Source organism: Arthrobacter sp. Y3223166 (assembly GCF_059090935.1).
On the sequence record NZ_JBNHGE010000020.1, the window covers coordinates 41,251 to 55,315 of the forward strand.

The window sequence follows — 14,065 nt, forward strand, 5'->3', positions numbered from 1 at the left end:
GCCCCTGCTGTGGAGGCATTCCCCAGCACGACGGCGGTGTCCCCGCCGGCCGTGCACACGCATCCTGATCAGCACCGCATCTGAAGGAGGAACGGCGGGCAGGCCCGCCGAAACCACCATGGCAGCACCAACGATCGAACGGGAGGCCGCAGCCCGCAGCGCCTCGGCGCCGGGCAGCGAGCGCAGCGGACTGGGCGACCGGATCTCCCGACTGCTCTACGCCCGGCCCAAACTGCGGCTGACCGCGCTCCTGACCCTGCCGCTGGCCTGGCTGGGCGTGCTGTACATCGGATCGCTGATCCTGTTGTTCATCACCGCTTTCTGGACCACCGACTCCTTCACTTCCAAGGTGATCCCCGCGTTCACCGTAAAGAACTTCGTGGAGATCCTGACAGTGCCGGCCTATCAGTTCACCGCGCTGCGGACCATCGGCATCGCGCTGGCCGTGACCGTGCTGTGCGCCGCGTTGGCGCTGCCGCTGGGACTGTACATGGCCAAGGTCGCCTCGCCGCGGATGCGCGCGGTGCTGGCCATCGGCATCACGCTGCCGCTGTGGGCCGGCTACCTGGTGAAGGTGTTCTCCTGGCGCATCACGTTCTCCAGCGGCGGCCCGCTGGACTGGCTGCTGGCCCCGCTGGGCATGACCGGGCCGGGCTACGGCACCGCGGCGCTGGTGGTCACGCTGGCTTACCTGTGGTTCCCGTACATGGCGGTGCCGGTGTACTCGGCCTTCCGCCAGATCCCGGACAACCTGTTCGACGCTTCCTCGGACCTGGGCGCGAAGGCTTGGTCCACGGTGCGCACGGTGGCCATCCCGCTGTTAAAGCCGGCGTTCATTGCCGGGTCCATCTTCACCTTCTCGCTGAGCCTGGGCGATTACATCGCGGCGCAGTTCGTCGGCGGGAAAACGCAGGTGATCGGCACGGTGATCGCCTCCAACATCAACCTCAATCCGCCGTTGGCCGCCGCGTTCGGCACCGTGCCCATCGTCGTGGTTGTCCTGTACCTCTTCCTGGCCCGCAAGTCCGGCGCCCTCAAGCAGCTTTAGGAACTTCACCGATGAGACTTTCCTCCTCCGCCAAGATCACCCTGCGCCTGTTCGCCGGGCTGGTGATGGCCGCCATCTACCTGCCGCTGCTGCTGGTGATCGTCAACTCCTTCAACGCCACCACCTCCGGCGCGTTTCCCATCACCGAATTCACCACCCGCTGGTGGGAAGCCGCCTTCCGCAACGAGGGCGTGCGGGAGGCGCTCTGGACCTCGCTGCGCGTGGCCACGGTAGCCACCGTGATTGCGCTGCTGCTGGGCAGCATGATCGCGTTCGCGCTCTCCCGGTACGACTTCTTCGGGAAGAACACGGTCAACCTGCTGGTGGTGCTGCCCATCGCACTGCCGGGCATCGTCACCGGTGTGGCGCTGAACAACACGTTCAAGACGGTCCTGGAACCGCTGGGCATCGGCCTCGGGCTGTTCTCGGTGATCGTGGGCCACGCGACGTTCTGCATCGTGATGGTGTTCAATAATGTGCAGGCCAGGCTCGGCCGGATGAACAAGGGCCTGGAAGAGGCCGCCATGGACATGGGCGCCAACGTGGTCAAGACCTTTTTCCAGGTCACCTTCCCGGGCTTCCGCTCGGCGTTCGTGGCCGGCGGCCTCCTGGCCTTCGCGTTGAGCTTCGACGAGATTGTGGTGACCACCTTCACGGCCCCGCCCGGAACCGAGACCCTGCCCATCTGGATCTTCAACAACATGGCCCGGCCCAACCAGGCGCCGGTGGTGAACGTGATCGCTGCCGTGCTGATCATTGTGTCGATGATCCCGGTGTACCTGAGCCAGCGGATGACCGGAGACGACAAGAAGTAGCAACAGCAGGAACGGCGCGGGTTCCCGGTTTCCGGGGCCCGCGCCGTTCGTTTAGCTGCCCGCGGCCGGTTGTGCCGCAACGGATGCGGCCAGGCCCAGTTCGTCCTCGCCCAGGTCCGCGAAGTAGGACTCGACGGCGGCACGGTCCACCTCCGCGAGCGTAGCCGGGTTCCACCGCGGATTGCGGTCCTTGTCGATCACCTGGGCGCGCACGCCCTCGGCGAAGTCCGGGGCGGCGACCAGCCGGATGCCCAGGCGGTAGTCCTGGTCGAGCACCTCCTCCAACGTGTCCATCCTGCCCGCCCGGCGGAGGGCCTCGAGCGTGAGCTTCACGGCCGTGGGCGATTTCAGGGCGATCTCCTCGGCGGCGACGCGCGCGGCCGGGACCGGCGAGGTCCGCAGGGCGGCGAGGATCTGCTCCGCGTCGTCGTAGGCGTAGCACTCGTCGATCCAGTGGCGTTCCTTGTCCAGGTTTGACGCCGGGACATCCGTGTGGGAAAAGGCCGCCATGGCTTCGATGGCCGGGGCTTCGGCGAGCGCGGCCGCCAGGGCCGGGAGCTCCGCGCTGTCCACGAAGTAGTCGGCCAGGCCCATCACGATGGCATCGGCTCCGGTCCCGGTGCCCGCGGTCAGCGCGAGGTGGGTGCCAAGCTCCCCCGGTGCCCGCGAGTACAGGAAGCAGCCCCCGACGTCGGGAATGAACCCGATCCGGGTCTCCGGCATGCCGATCTTGGTCCGCTCGGTCACCACCCGGTAGGAGGCGTGTGCCGACACTCCGACGCCGCCGCCGAGCACCACGCCGTCCATGAACGCGACGATCGGCTTCGGGTAGCGGGAGATCAGCGAGTTCATCCGGTACTCGTCTTCCCAGAAGAGCTGGTCGCCGCCGTCCTTCATGTGCCGGTAGATGGCCACGATGTCGCCGCCGGCGCACAGTCCCCGTTCCCCGGCGCCGGAAATCAAGACGGTCTCGACGGCGTCGTCCTCGGCCCACTCGCGGAGGGCCGCCGTGATCGACGTGATCATGGAGTCGTTGAGGGCGTTGATGGCCTTCGGGCGGTTCAGGACGATGTGGCCCAGGCGGCCGTTGCGCTGCAGCAGTATCTCGTTGGTATTCATCGCTGGACAGCCTACCCGGCGGCGGCCGCCGCGTCAGCGGGCGTGGGGCGGCCGCCGTCGTAGCTGTGGAGGCGACAACGGTTGACAGCGACCGGCGGCCCGCAGACTCTCGACGCCGCGGGGTGCGCGGCCTATCCTGCACGAATGACCCATCCCGACGCGGAACCGGGCACGCAGCCGGCGTCCGGGCCTCCGGAACCGCCGCTGCGCCGGCTGCCGGTGTGGGCTGCTGCGGGCTGCTGCCTGCTGCTGGGGGCCGGCCTGATGGTCCTGGGACTTGCCGCGGGAGGCGCGGTCGCGCCGCCCCTGCCGGGTCTGCCCTCGGCGGGAGCAGCGACCGCTTGGGGGCTTCCGGCGGCAACGCTGCTGGCCACCGTCGGCATGGTCCTGGCCATCGGCTTCGCCTGCGTGGCGCTGCTTGCCCTCCCCGCGGGAAGCCAGGAACTGTCGTCTGCCGGCCGAAGGCTGGCCGTCGTGGCGGCCGCGCTGGGAGCCACCGCGGTGCCGGCCGTGGTGGTCCGCCTGTGGTTTACCGGGAGCGAACTGCTCGGCGTGTCCGTCACCCAACTGGACCCCGCGGAGCTGATGCGGGTGGTCTTGGAGGTCAGGCCCGGCAGGGTCCTGCTCTTCCAGGCGGTACTGACGGTCGTGGCGGCGGCGACCGCGCGGTTCTCGCGCACGGCGACCGGCGAGGGACTGGCCCTGATTCTTCTGGTGGCAGCCCTCGCCATGCCGCCGCTGGCAGGCCACGCCTCCAGCCACGACGAACACTTCCTGGCGGTTGCCAGCCTGGGCCTTCATGTATCCGCCGCTGGCCTCTGGGCGGGCGGGTTGGCGGGCGTGGCGTACCTGGCGCTGCGGGCACCTAACGATTTCCTGCGGACCGTGCGGCGCTACAGCACGCTGGCGCTGGCCTGCGCCACGGCGGTGGCTGCCAGCGGCCTGGTCAATGCCGTGCTCCAGGTTCAGGCCCCGGCCGCGTTGGTCTCCGGCTACGGGTTCCTGGTGTTGGGCAAGGCGGCGGCGTTCGCGCTGTTGATTGTGTGCGGCTGGCTGCATCGCCGCACGACGCTGCGCGCCTTTGCTGCCCGGGAACGTGCTCCCGTCGGCCTCCCGGCCATGGCGGATCCCGGGCTGTCGGCCGGACCCGCGCCGCTGCGGCCGTTCCTCCGGCTGGCCGCCGCCGAGCTCATGGTGATGGCGGCGGCTTACGGCCTGGCGATAGCGCTGGCCCGGACACCTCTGCCCTAGCTGGTTCCGCGGCGTGGCATGTCCACGACGGGCGGGGCAGGGACAGCCATTCCGTCAGCTCGGCGTCCGCCGGAACGAGCGTGCCCCCGGCGCGTGTCAGGGTGGATGCTGCGCGTCTCGGAGCGCTGGTTGGTTCTGCGCATCCAGTCGGCGGGGTAGACCTTGGGTAGAATCTTGGTCACGGCCAGCGCGGCATACATGACGGTGTTTATGGCAACGAAGGCCGCTAGGACCGCAAACAGTTCGGAGTGCAGGATCGGTTCGGGAAGCAGGATTCCGGCGGGCAGTATGAAGTAGGCGCCGGTCATGACCGGGCCGCCCTTGCTGCTGCCGGGCCGCGGCGCGTGACGTGCTTCCATGTGGCCTTCCGGCCCAGGGATATGTCGATGATTCCTTTGACGTAGACGATGTTTATAAACATGTCGAAGAACAGTTCGGGCAACAGCGTGAGTGCTAGCAGGCGTGCCCGCCAGCCGCCCTTCCACACCGTGGCCGTCCGTTCCACGGCGAACAGGGCACCCATCCCGAGCCAGAATGGGAACAAGATCCAATCATCAAGTGAGAGCACCATCAGCGCGATGAGCAGCAGGTAGGAGCCCAGGGCAATGACGCCGTAGCCGATGCCCAGTTGCTGGGCCCAGTAACGAAGCGTCTGTGGGGTAATGCCGTAGGCGCCGATGTTCTCCAGGGCACCGCGCTGCCAGCGCAGGCGCTGCGCCCACAAGGTGCGCCAAGTGGGCATCAGTTCGGTGACGACCGTGCACTGCGCCGGGGAGATCGTTAGGGCGCCGAGAGACTTCAGCGCGATGGTTAGTTCGTTGTCTTCCGTCAGTGACGCCGTGTCATAGACGTCACCTGGCTTCCCTGGAATCGACCGTCCGCGCTGCAGTGCCGCCGCGCGCAGCGCAGCGGGACGAAAGAGGGAGGCGGTGCCGGTGAGCACGAACACCCGGCCGCGGCGGCGGCGCATCTCACGGGCATAACGGATGTACTCGTTGCGTTGGAACTGGCCAAGCAGCCCGTGCCCTTCCTCCCCGTTAAACAACCCGCCTACAGCCATCAGCGCGCGGTCGTCTGTGAAGCGTTGGACCGCGGCCGCCAGAAAGCCGTCATCGAGTCTCGTGTCGGCGTCCATCACCATGACGACGTCGTTGTCGCCTTGTCCCGGCAGCAGCATATTGAGCGCCTGGTTCAGCGCTCCGGCCTTCTTTTGCGTGTTGTCCACTGTTTCGAAGACTTCGACCCCGGCTTCGGCGGCAAGTCGGACGGTGGAGTCGTTGCAGTTATCGGCGACAACGATGACTCGTTCCGGCTTGTGCGACTGGGCCAGCAGGGAAGCGATGGTTTCGGGGAGGGAAGCCTCCTCATTGTGGGCCGGAATCAACACGGTCACCGTGACTGGGCCTGCGTAGACACCGCGGGTTGCGGCCATCACCAGCCTCGGAGCCAGGGGAGTTGCCCGGTGGTCGATGGAGCGGCGCGATCTGGTCGACACGAGCCGCTCGAGCAGCGCTATGCCGGTCACAAGCAGAAGCGCCAGGGCAGCGGCCGCCAGAATCACCCGCGCGGGAGGAGCCTGCGTGTCGTAGAGGAAGCTCCAAAGCCCGAAAATAACGCCTTCGGAGGGGGAAGCGGGCGCTTCCCGATCGTTTGCGGCAACGGCGGAGCAAAGCCCCGTCGCCGCGCCCGCGGCAGTCACCCCAATGACCGCGCCGACTCCCCGCTTAAACCGCCCCCGCTCCATACACCCGCTCCTGCTGGAATGAACGTCTCAGCTGAAGACTAGCGGGTACCGGTTTGGGGCCTGCAGGGTTATCCGCTGCGTTTGCTCAAGTTGTTATGTGACCCGTGGTGGCGGCTTGAACACGTCGGAGCACCCCCAAGCCGCAACCGTCGATGACCGGCAGTGCGCGAGCCCATTTGGATCTGGTTGACACTCCCCATGCTTTTGGGGCGGCCAGGGTCAGCGCGTCGTTGGTGCGGCGGGTCATGCGTGCGAACCGGCGGTTTCGGACCGGAGAGGCCTGCCCGCTCGTGCAGGTAGGAGAAGTACAGTTCCCTGGCGGTCGGCAGGATGATCAGCTGGACGGTCGTCCGGCCAGATCCGAATCGACGATGCGGGCGTCGTCAGTTCCAGCACAACTGTCCCTCCCTCTCCGATCGGATTCTACGGGGAGCGCCCGACGGAGCGTGCGACGGTCGACACGGCTGAGCGGCGCCGCCCGGAATCATCGGCGAGCAATCTCGTCCTTACCTGGCTTCGCCTAATGCGGAGACACACCCTAGCTGGGTCCGCTGCGTGGCCAGAAGGAACGCGGGTGAAGGCTGCCAGGAGCAGTCTCTTGGCTTAGGTCGTTCCTGGCGGGCGGGTCCACGGCTCCGGTCCCCCGTTGCCCGGGGGCGGTGTTCCGGGTGTCCCGGGTTCTTGCGGCCGGGCTGTCGGCGCCTGCGGGTTGGCGGGCCCTGGCCCCTGAGGGGCGGTCCCCGGGTAGACGGGCCCTGGCCCCTGAGGTGCGGTCCCCGGGTAGACGGGCCCTTGCGCTGCGGCCGGGGCCGACGGATCGACGGGCCCCTGCGCTGCGGCCGTGGCAGACGGGTCGACGGGCCCCTGGTCCAGGCGGAAGGGCGGGTACTCGTCGCGCATCAGCAAGACGTAGGCCGCCACCCGGTAGGCCCAGCGGTTGATGCCGATGATCAGGGCGAACAGCTCCTGCCGGTAACGGCCGCTGAAGAGCAGGATCACCGCGGTGATCAGCACGAGCAAGCCCAGCAGCGAGGGACCCCACGTTGCCGGGGACGCATAGGCGTCCTCGCCCCAGCCCCTGCCCCAACCGCGGTCCCAGGCGGCACCGGTGCCGCTGGTGAAGATGCCGACGATGAGCAGGTGCGGGATGGCCAGCAGCCACCATTTCACCAGCACGAGCCAGTGCGAGAGGCGCTGCGGGTACGCCACGTCCAGGTTGGCCGGGTAGTCCGCGGCGGCCAAGGTGAACGGCGGATACCGGTCCGTGCCCAGCGCGGAGTACCCGTAGAAACCCACACGCCAGGACCAGCGCAGCACTCCGACGTTGAACCAGAACCAGGACCTCGGATAACGCCCGGTGAACAGGATCACGATCCCGGCCGCGATCGTGGCCACCAGCACGGCAAACCACAGCACGGCCAGGACGATGTAATGCGGAATCGCCAACAACCACTTGACGAGCCAGAGCCAGCGCGAGAGCCGGTCATCCAGGAAGCCGGTCACCAGCACCGGGTATGTCTGCGTCGACCTTCCCCACCCGGCGCTCGCGGCCGGCGCGGCTCCCGGGCCCTGGCCCGGGCGGCGGTACTGATCCATGCCGTCCGGGCGCTGGCCCGGACGGGAACGATCCGGATCGATGTCGCGGCCCAGGCCCGCGGAACCGAGCAACAGGAGGGGAATGCCGATGACCAGGCAGACCAGCCCGGCGATCAGCAGGCCGTTCCCGGCCGGTCCCAGCACATCGGATCGTGCCCCTGCCTGCACCTCCACCCACACCGGGCGGGAGGCGTCCGCGTTCATCACGACGAGCGACCACCGGCCGGGCTGCAGGTCCCAGGCAACTTGCTGCGGGCCGCTGCCGGAGGTCGATTCCGTCCAGAAGTCCTGCTCCCCGGGCGGAGCCGGCACGCGGTCCCCTTCCGAGGTCACCTCGTCGTCGTCATCGAGCCACGACGAGCGCCCCGGCCGGTCTCCGTCGTCGGACCGGGAGGCGTCACCCAGCGAGGTGTAGGAAACGCCCTCCAGGTAGGCCGCCGCGTCGGAGGCCTCGGCGATGCCCACGAACACCTCTTGGTCCGGAACCACGGGGGTGACGCGCACCTGAAAATTGGCCAGGTCTCCGACCGGCGGAATATTGGGCATCCCCGCTGCCCCGGGGTCGACGACCACGGAAGGGCCGACCAGGGCATACCCCGTGCTCTGGTACTGCTCCGTCGGCCCGGTCAGGTAGCGGCCGTCGCTCTGCACGGCGTTGGCACCCAGAATGACGGCGGCGCTGATGGTCAAGGCCAGCCCGGCGACGCTCAGCAGCACGCCGAGGATCAGCAGCACCCAGTGTCCGGGCTTCATCCGTGCGGCTGGCCGCGCCGGACCGGGCGCGGGAGACGGGACAGGTTGGGCGGTCATGACGGTCCTTTCGCAGCGCGTGCCGGAACCGTGCCCGGACTAAGCGCCTACGGCTGGGTTGGCAGGATGCGGGCAGCCGGACCGGCGCCCGGCTATCGGGTTCTCGTGCGTCAGCGCGTCAGCAATCCGCCCAGCGGTCTCCAACGTCGCATCAAGGGGACTGGCAGAGGCATTCGAAACCCGCATGGTGCCACCTCCCCCTGGGTGCGCTTCCCCGTCACAGTGTGCCCTCCAAGGCCCGGCTCCCGCCCCCAACAGGAACGAGACCAGCCTGGACGCCGGCGCACTTCAGGCAGCCCCAGTCCGTCAAATGCCGGCGGTACACATGCCCGGCCGCGCTCGGCGCGTGTGGCTGCAGGCACCATGGTACTCAGCCGCTCGGACCGGGGATAGAGTCCGCGCTTACCTGCCGGCCAAGGCCCGGCCGACAAGGTTGGGCTCCGGGTTCGTCACGACCTCTCCGCCCAGCAACACCGTGGGAACGGTTTCGTTTCCGTCGTTGTGCTGCCGGACGAACGCCGCGCCTTCCGGGTCCTGCCAGATGTTCACCCAGTGGGCGGCCCGGCCGTTGCGGCCCAGGGTTGCCCTGAGCCGCAGGCAGTAGACGCAGCCGGGCCGCCAGAAGATGACCACCCGGCCAGGATCGTCGCTTTGGTCCCGCAACGCGGTCCACGGGGCGGCCCGCCGGCTGCCGAAGAAGGGACTGACCGCCCACGCGCCGGCCAGCAGCAGCGTGGCGAAGATGATGGCGGGCAGCCATTCGCCGTCCTGCCCCTTATAGAGCAGGGCAGCCACGCCAAGCCCGGCCAAAGCCGCTGCGGGGAACCATCGCTCGAAGCGTTTCATGGACACAGCGTACGCGCGCCCTACCGCCAGCCACCGTCGCCCTCCCTCCGCTTTTGCCTAGGTTTCTCCCAGCTTTCGCCACGGCAACACACATGCTGGCCCAGTAGTGTCGCTCACTTATGCACCGAGATGGGAGAACAGAGTGACTAAGAAGTGGTTAATGAGCCTGGCCGTTGCCGGCTCCATCGCCGTCCTCACCGCCTGTGGCGGGTCGCCGGCGGAGGAGAGCGGTTCGAGCCCGGCGGCCTCCGCGGAAGTCGGCGCGGGTGCGGAAGGGCAGGCCCAGCTGCCGGAGCCGGATCTTGAAGGCATCCCGGACGTGGTGGCCGTGGTCAACGGGACGGAGATCCCGAAGGACAAGTTCACCGCCGCGTACGAAGGGCAGTTCCAGCAGATGGCCATGCAGTCCCAGATGACGGGGCAGGAATTGGACCAGGACGCGCTGAAGAAGCAGACGGCCGAGGCCATGGTCGGCACGCAGCTGCTGATCCAGGAAGCGGACCACCGCGGGATCAAGGCGTCCGACAAGGACGTGCAGGCCTCACTGGAGGAGATGGCGAAGGCCAACCAGTTCAAGACCGTGGACGAGCTCATGGCCGCCATCAAGGAACAGGGCATGACCGAGGACGAGGTCAATGCCGAGATGGAAACCCAGGTCCGGGTGGACAAGCTGATTGCCGAGGAGGCCGGCAACGCCAAGCCCACCGAGGACGAGCTGAAGGCCGCCTACGAGCAGGCCAAGAAGCAGCAGGAGCAGATGGGCGAACAGACCGGCCAGAAGGCCGAGGTTCCCTCGATGAAGGAAATGCGGCCGAACCTGGAGCAGCAGATCCAGGCGCAGAAGGAAACCGAAGCCACCCAGGCCCTGGTCACGGACCTGCGTGAGAAGGCGGACGTCAAGATCCACCTCTGATTCCTCCTCTTTCGAAACTACGACGACGGTGCCCGACTTAGCGGGCACCGTCGTCGTAGTTGTGGGGCGGCTGACGTAGTTGCCGGGCGGCTGACGCAACCGGCGCCCTACCCGCGCCTGACCTGTATTTTCTGTCGCGGCGTTTCCGCCTCCACCCTTGGAACAGGGGCCTTGATTTCAAGCACCCCGTCCCGGTAGGTGGCGGTGATGTCCTCGTCTTTGACGCCCTGGGGCAGCGGCACGCTGCGGGAGAAGGATCCGTAGCGGAACTCCGAGCGGTAGCTGCCCTTCTCCTTCTGCTCCTTCCGCTCGTGGCGCTCGGCGTGGATATGCAACTGTCCCTCGGAGACGGAGATCTCGGCGTCCTTCTCCGGGTCGATGCCTGGCAGTTCGGCGCGGATGGTCAGGACGTTGTCTTTGATTTCCTCCTCCACCCGGATCATGGATTTTTCCTGTTCACCTTCGAAGAAGCGGCGGAACGGCTCCGCCAATTCGAAGGGCGAGCGGCGCTCGAACGGCGGCCACCTCAACAAATCGCTCATGGCTCACACTCCTGTGACAGAAACCGGCAGGCTGGCGGCCAAGCGCCGCCGGCCCGTCATACCCTTCAGTTTTCGCAGGTGCGGGTCCTGGCATAACGCACCCGGTGCGTCGGCACGGCAACATGGTATAGCTGCCCGGAATATACGGGAATGGGTTAGGCCTGCGGGCGGATGGCGGCATAGAGCAGCATGTCCCGGCGCACGCCGCCGATGGTTTGGTAGCTGCGCAGCAGGCCCTCGCGGCCGAAACCCGCGGATTCGGCGGTCCGGATCGAGGCGTTGTTCCAGGGCTCGATGTAAAGCTCCAGCCGGTGCAGTTCCGGGATGGTCCAGGCGAAGGTCGCGAGCGCCGCGAGCGCATCCGCCGCCCGGCCCTGCCCCCGGTGTGCCGGGCCCATCAGGTAGCCGGCGGTGGACCGGCCTTCCGGCAGGTAGGTCAGCCACAGTCCGATCTGGCCGACCGCCCGATCCGACTCCGCGTCCGCCACCGCGAAGGAGTACCCGGCGCCGGAGGTGAACCGGCCGTTCTGGCGCAGGATCCACTCCACGGCGTCGTCCTCCCGGCACGGCGAAGGGATGGAACTGATTAGCGGGATGTACGGATCCCGGGCCAACTCCAACGCCAGATGGGCGTCATCGCTGCGGAATTGGCGCAGCACCACGCTGCCCTGCGCCGGCGTGACCTCCGGCCAAGCCAAGGGCAGGCGTGCATCCATGTCTGCGATGGGGCCGGTTCCCTTCTGCGGGGCCGGCACGGGCGGCGCGGAAGGGGGCTGCACGGGCGTAACGTCCGGGCTCAAGTGGTTTCGGCCAGGACGTCCATGACGGCGGCCACGAACTGGTCCAGATCGCCCGGGTTGCGGGACGTGACCAGGGTCCAGCCGTGCTCGCGGTCGATCACCACGGGTTCGTCGTCCCAGTGGCCGCCGGAATTCATGATGTCCGCCTTGAGCGAGACGTAGGAGGTGAGGGTCTTGCCGCGGGTGCGCCCGGTTTCGACCAGGAGCCACGGTCCGTGGCAGATGGCGGCGATCGGCCGGCCGGATTCGGAGAAGGACCGCACGATGCCCTGGGCGTCCGGGTCCAGGCGCAACTGGTCCGCGTTCAGGGTCCCGCCGGGCAGGACCAGCAGGTCGTAGTCGCCGTCGGAAACATCCGGCAAAGACTTGTCCACCGGGATTTTTTCGCCCCGGTCCCAGTCCCCGACCAGGGTTTCCACGTCGCCGGCTTCGGGTGCCGCGATCGTGACGTCGACCCCGGCCGCGCGCAGTTTTTCGACCGGGATTTTCAGTTCGTCCTGTTCGACGCCGCGGTTACTCACCGCTACCAGGACCTTTTTGCCGGCAATTTCGGGCATGTCTTCCGTCCTTCCTACGGGGATGTTCGGACTCTTCCCACCTTGCCACCGCTGGGAAGTGAAGCCAAGCGGCGGGGGACGTTCCTGCTGCGCGCTGCGGGTCAGCGGCCGGGCGGGGCCTTGACGTCCCGCGGCCGCCGGGATGCACTTGAGATCAACAGATCGCCGCCGAGGGCGGTACATAACGCCATGCGCGGGCTACATAAGGAGACGCCGTGAAGCTTCCACATCCCCGGGGTCCTGTCAGTGAAACACTGCTGGCCGCGCTGCAGCGCAACGACGTTCCGGACGCCCTGCCGCAGGTGCAGGACGCAACAGAGCACGCATTGGCCGCAACGGCGGACATCCTGTTCGACGACGATCTGCAGCTGGCACTGTTCTGCCTGTACGAACTGCACTACGGCGGGTTGGACGGAGTGAACGACCGGTGGGAGTGGAATCTGCCGCTGCTGCAGGTCCGCGCGAAGATTGAGCAAGACCTGGAAGCGAGGCTGCGGGAGTCGGTGTCCGTGGCGGTGCCGGAGCGGCTGACGGCGCAGGCCGTGGCGGACCGGCTGTTCGAGATGGCAGCCGACGACGGCGGGCCGAGCGTCTCCGGATTCATGGCGCGCGAGGCCACGCTGGAGCAGGCGAAGGAATTTGTGGTGCTCCGCTCGGTGTACCAGCTCAAAGAAGCCGACCCGCATACCTGGGCGATTCCGCGCCTGCACGGGCGGGCGAAGTCGGCGATGGTGGAGATCCAGGCGGACGAGTACGGCGGCGGAAAGCCCGGGCGGATGCACTCGCAGCTGTTCGCGCGCACCATGCAGGGGCTGGGCCTTAATCCGACCTTCGGCGCATATGTGGACTCGGTTCCGGCCATCACGCTGGCGTCGGTCAACGCCATGTCCATGTTCGGGCTCCAGCGGAGGCTGCGCGGAGCCATCTGCGGGCATCTGGCCATCTACGAAATGACTTCCTCCATCCCGAACGGAAAATACGCCCGCGGCTTCCGCCGGCTGGGCTTCGACGGCGAGGTGGCCGAGTACTTCGACGAGCATGTTGAAGCGGACGCAGTACATGAACAGATCGCCGGACGGGATCTCGCCGGCGGGCTGATCGCCGAGGACCCCACGCTCGCCGCGGACGTCTTCTTCGGTGCCGGCAGCGCCTGCTATCTGGACGGACTCGCCGGCGGTTGGCAGCTGGACGCGTGGAATGCCGGCAGGTCGGCGCTGCGCCAGCCGCTCGATCCGGGCCAAGAGGCGCCGGTCGCCGCCGGCGCATCGGTGTGAGCATCGAATATGTCCTGCCGCTGAAATGGCAGGACGGCGCTGGTGACGCCGAGCTGACTGCGTACCTCATGTCGCTGCCTGCCTGGGTGGACATCACCGTGGTGGACGGATCCGCCGATCCCGTGTTCGAACGGCATCACCGGCTCTGGCAGCGGCGGGTGCAGCATCTCCGCCCGGACGGACCGGCCACGCCCAACGGGAAAGTCCAGGGGGTGCTCACCGGATTGCGGCAGGCGCGGCATGACCGGGTCATCATTGCCGACGACGACGTGCGGTACACCCCGGAGAGCCTTGCCGCCGTCGCGGAATTGCTGGCGCAGGCCGAACTGGTGCGCCCGCAGAACTACTTCGACCCGCTGCCGTGGCATGCCCGCTGGGACACCGCGCGGTCCCTGCTGAACCGGGCGTTCGCGTCCGACTACCCGGGCACGCTCGGCGTCCGCCGCTCGCTGCTGCTGAGGACCGGCGGCTACCGCGGCGACGTGTTGTTCGAGAACCTGGAACTGATCCGCACGGTCCAGGCCGCGGGCGGACGCCAGGTCCGGGCCGACGGCATCTACGTCCGGCGGCTGCCGCCCACCTTCCGGCACTTCGTGGGCCAGCGGGTTCGGCAGGCCTACGATTCGCAAACCCAGCCCGGGCGCCTGGCCGTCGAGCTGCTGCTGGTCCCGCTCCTGCTGCTGCAGGCGCGCCGGCCGGCGGGCTACGGGGCGTGGGCGGCCGCCGCCGTCGTCCTTGCAGAAGCGGGGC

At 68.0% G+C, this 14,065-nt stretch carries 14 protein-coding genes; 6 read left to right on the forward strand and 8 right to left on the reverse strand.

Annotated elements, in window-relative coordinates:
* Positions 1 to 118 precede the first annotated feature (118 nt).
* Both AC5RUH_RS10580 and AC5RUH_RS10585 read left to right on the forward strand, forming a co-directional pair.
* Positions 119 to 1,048 carry an ABC transporter permease gene (locus AC5RUH_RS10580; RefSeq protein ID WP_494128549.1) on the forward strand — a complete coding sequence of 310 codons (930 nt, stop codon included), beginning with the start codon at positions 119 to 121 and terminating at the stop codon, positions 1,046 to 1,048.
* Positions 1,049 to 1,059: 11 nt separating this feature from the next.
* Positions 1,060 to 1,863 (forward strand): ABC transporter permease, encoded by an 804-nt coding sequence (locus AC5RUH_RS10585; RefSeq protein WP_494023477.1) that lies wholly within the window; start codon positions 1,060 to 1,062, stop codon positions 1,861 to 1,863.
* 51 nt (positions 1,864 to 1,914) lie between these two features.
* Here AC5RUH_RS10585 and AC5RUH_RS10590 read toward each other — a convergent pair whose 3' ends face one another.
* Complete coding sequence (locus AC5RUH_RS10590; RefSeq protein WP_494073441.1) at positions 1,915 to 2,982, reverse strand: enoyl-CoA hydratase/isomerase family protein; 1,068 nt, start codon at positions 2,980 to 2,982, stop codon at positions 1,915 to 1,917.
* A gap of 144 nt (positions 2,983 to 3,126) precedes the next feature.
* Between AC5RUH_RS10590 and AC5RUH_RS10595 the strand changes: the two genes are divergently transcribed.
* Complete coding sequence (locus AC5RUH_RS10595) at positions 3,127 to 4,233, forward strand: copper resistance D family protein (protein WP_494073440.1); 1,107 nt, start codon at positions 3,127 to 3,129, stop codon at positions 4,231 to 4,233.
* On the opposite strand, the gene AC5RUH_RS10600 is transcribed toward AC5RUH_RS10595, so the two are convergent.
* The 4 genes from AC5RUH_RS10600 to AC5RUH_RS10615 all read right to left on the reverse strand — a co-directional run bounded on the left by AC5RUH_RS10600 (position 4,230) and on the right by AC5RUH_RS10615 (position 9,229).
* Positions 4,230 to 4,592 carry a hypothetical protein gene (locus tag AC5RUH_RS10600; RefSeq protein ID WP_494001668.1) on the reverse strand — a complete coding sequence of 121 codons (363 nt, stop codon included), beginning with the start codon at positions 4,590 to 4,592 and terminating at the stop codon, positions 4,230 to 4,232. The two genes, AC5RUH_RS10595 and AC5RUH_RS10600, sit on opposite strands and share 4 nt — an antisense overlap.
* Entirely contained in the window at positions 4,538 to 5,728 is a 1,191-nt protein-coding gene (locus AC5RUH_RS10605) for a glycosyltransferase family 2 protein (protein ID WP_494128550.1), read from the reverse strand. Before AC5RUH_RS10605 ends, AC5RUH_RS10600 begins: the two co-directional genes overlap by 55 nt.
* Positions 5,729 to 6,580: 852 nt before the next feature.
* Positions 6,581 to 8,383 carry a DUF4389 domain-containing protein gene (locus AC5RUH_RS10610; protein ID WP_494073438.1) on the reverse strand — a complete coding sequence of 601 codons (1,803 nt, stop codon included), beginning with the start codon at positions 8,381 to 8,383 and terminating at the stop codon, positions 6,581 to 6,583.
* A 402-nt stretch (positions 8,384 to 8,785) separates the two neighbouring features.
* Positions 8,786 to 9,229 carry a glutaredoxin family protein gene (locus AC5RUH_RS10615; protein WP_494023471.1) on the reverse strand — a complete coding sequence of 148 codons (444 nt, stop codon included), beginning with the start codon at positions 9,227 to 9,229 and terminating at the stop codon, positions 8,786 to 8,788.
* Between the two features lie 160 nt (positions 9,230 to 9,389).
* On the opposite strand from AC5RUH_RS10615, the gene AC5RUH_RS10620 reads away from it, so the two are divergent.
* A complete protein-coding gene (locus AC5RUH_RS10620; RefSeq protein WP_494073437.1) occupies positions 9,390 to 10,142 on the forward strand; it encodes a SurA N-terminal domain-containing protein in 753 nt (250 codons plus the stop codon).
* A gap of 107 nt (positions 10,143 to 10,249) precedes the next feature.
* Here AC5RUH_RS10620 and AC5RUH_RS10625 read toward each other — a convergent pair whose 3' ends face one another.
* From AC5RUH_RS10625 to AC5RUH_RS10635, 3 genes are all read right to left on the reverse strand, one after another.
* Positions 10,250 to 10,684, reverse strand: coding sequence for an Hsp20/alpha crystallin family protein (locus AC5RUH_RS10625; protein WP_494073436.1), 435 nt, complete (start codon positions 10,682 to 10,684; stop codon positions 10,250 to 10,252).
* Between the two features lie 155 nt (positions 10,685 to 10,839).
* Positions 10,840 to 11,463 (reverse strand): GNAT family N-acetyltransferase, encoded by a 624-nt coding sequence (locus AC5RUH_RS10630; protein ID WP_494128551.1) that lies wholly within the window; start codon positions 11,461 to 11,463, stop codon positions 10,840 to 10,842.
* Positions 11,464 to 11,480: 17 nt separating this feature from the next.
* Entirely contained in the window at positions 11,481 to 12,041 is a 561-nt protein-coding gene (locus AC5RUH_RS10635; protein ID WP_494128552.1) for a type 1 glutamine amidotransferase domain-containing protein, read from the reverse strand.
* A gap of 215 nt (positions 12,042 to 12,256) precedes the next feature.
* Between AC5RUH_RS10635 and AC5RUH_RS10640 the strand changes: the two genes are divergently transcribed.
* Together AC5RUH_RS10640 and AC5RUH_RS10645 are read left to right on the forward strand one after the other, a co-directional pair.
* Positions 12,257 to 13,315, forward strand: a complete 1,059-nt coding sequence (locus AC5RUH_RS10640) for an iron-containing redox enzyme family protein (RefSeq protein WP_494128553.1) — start codon at positions 12,257 to 12,259, stop codon at positions 13,313 to 13,315.
* A partial coding sequence (locus AC5RUH_RS10645; protein ID WP_494128554.1) for a glycosyltransferase family 2 protein occupies positions 13,312 to 14,065 on the forward strand: 754 nt, incomplete at its 3' end. The genes AC5RUH_RS10640 and AC5RUH_RS10645, both read left to right, overlap by 4 nt.

Coding starts and splice junctions, on each gene's coding strand:
- AC5RUH_RS10625 (WP_494073436.1), bottom strand. CDS start 10,684: ATGAGCGATTTGTTGAGGTGGCCGCCGTTCGAGCGCCGCTCGCCCTTC.
- AC5RUH_RS10600 (WP_494001668.1), bottom strand. CDS start 4,592: ATGGAAGCACGTCACGCGCCGCGGCCCGGCAGCAGCAAGGGCGGCCCG.
- AC5RUH_RS10635 (WP_494128552.1), bottom strand. CDS start 12,041: ATGCCCGAAATTGCCGGCAAAAAGGTCCTGGTAGCGGTGAGTAACCGC.
- AC5RUH_RS10595 (WP_494073440.1), top strand. CDS start 3,127: ATGACCCATCCCGACGCGGAACCGGGCACGCAGCCGGCGTCCGGGCCT.
- AC5RUH_RS10615 (WP_494023471.1), bottom strand. CDS start 9,229: ATGAAACGCTTCGAGCGATGGTTCCCCGCAGCGGCTTTGGCCGGGCTT.
- AC5RUH_RS10580 (WP_494128549.1), top strand. CDS start 119: ATGGCAGCACCAACGATCGAACGGGAGGCCGCAGCCCGCAGCGCCTCG.
- AC5RUH_RS10610 (WP_494073438.1), bottom strand. CDS start 8,383: ATGACCGCCCAACCTGTCCCGTCTCCCGCGCCCGGTCCGGCGCGGCCA.
- AC5RUH_RS10585 (WP_494023477.1), top strand. CDS start 1,060: ATGAGACTTTCCTCCTCCGCCAAGATCACCCTGCGCCTGTTCGCCGGG.
- AC5RUH_RS10620 (WP_494073437.1), top strand. CDS start 9,390: ATGAGCCTGGCCGTTGCCGGCTCCATCGCCGTCCTCACCGCCTGTGGC.
- AC5RUH_RS10590 (WP_494073441.1), bottom strand. CDS start 2,982: ATGAATACCAACGAGATACTGCTGCAGCGCAACGGCCGCCTGGGCCAC.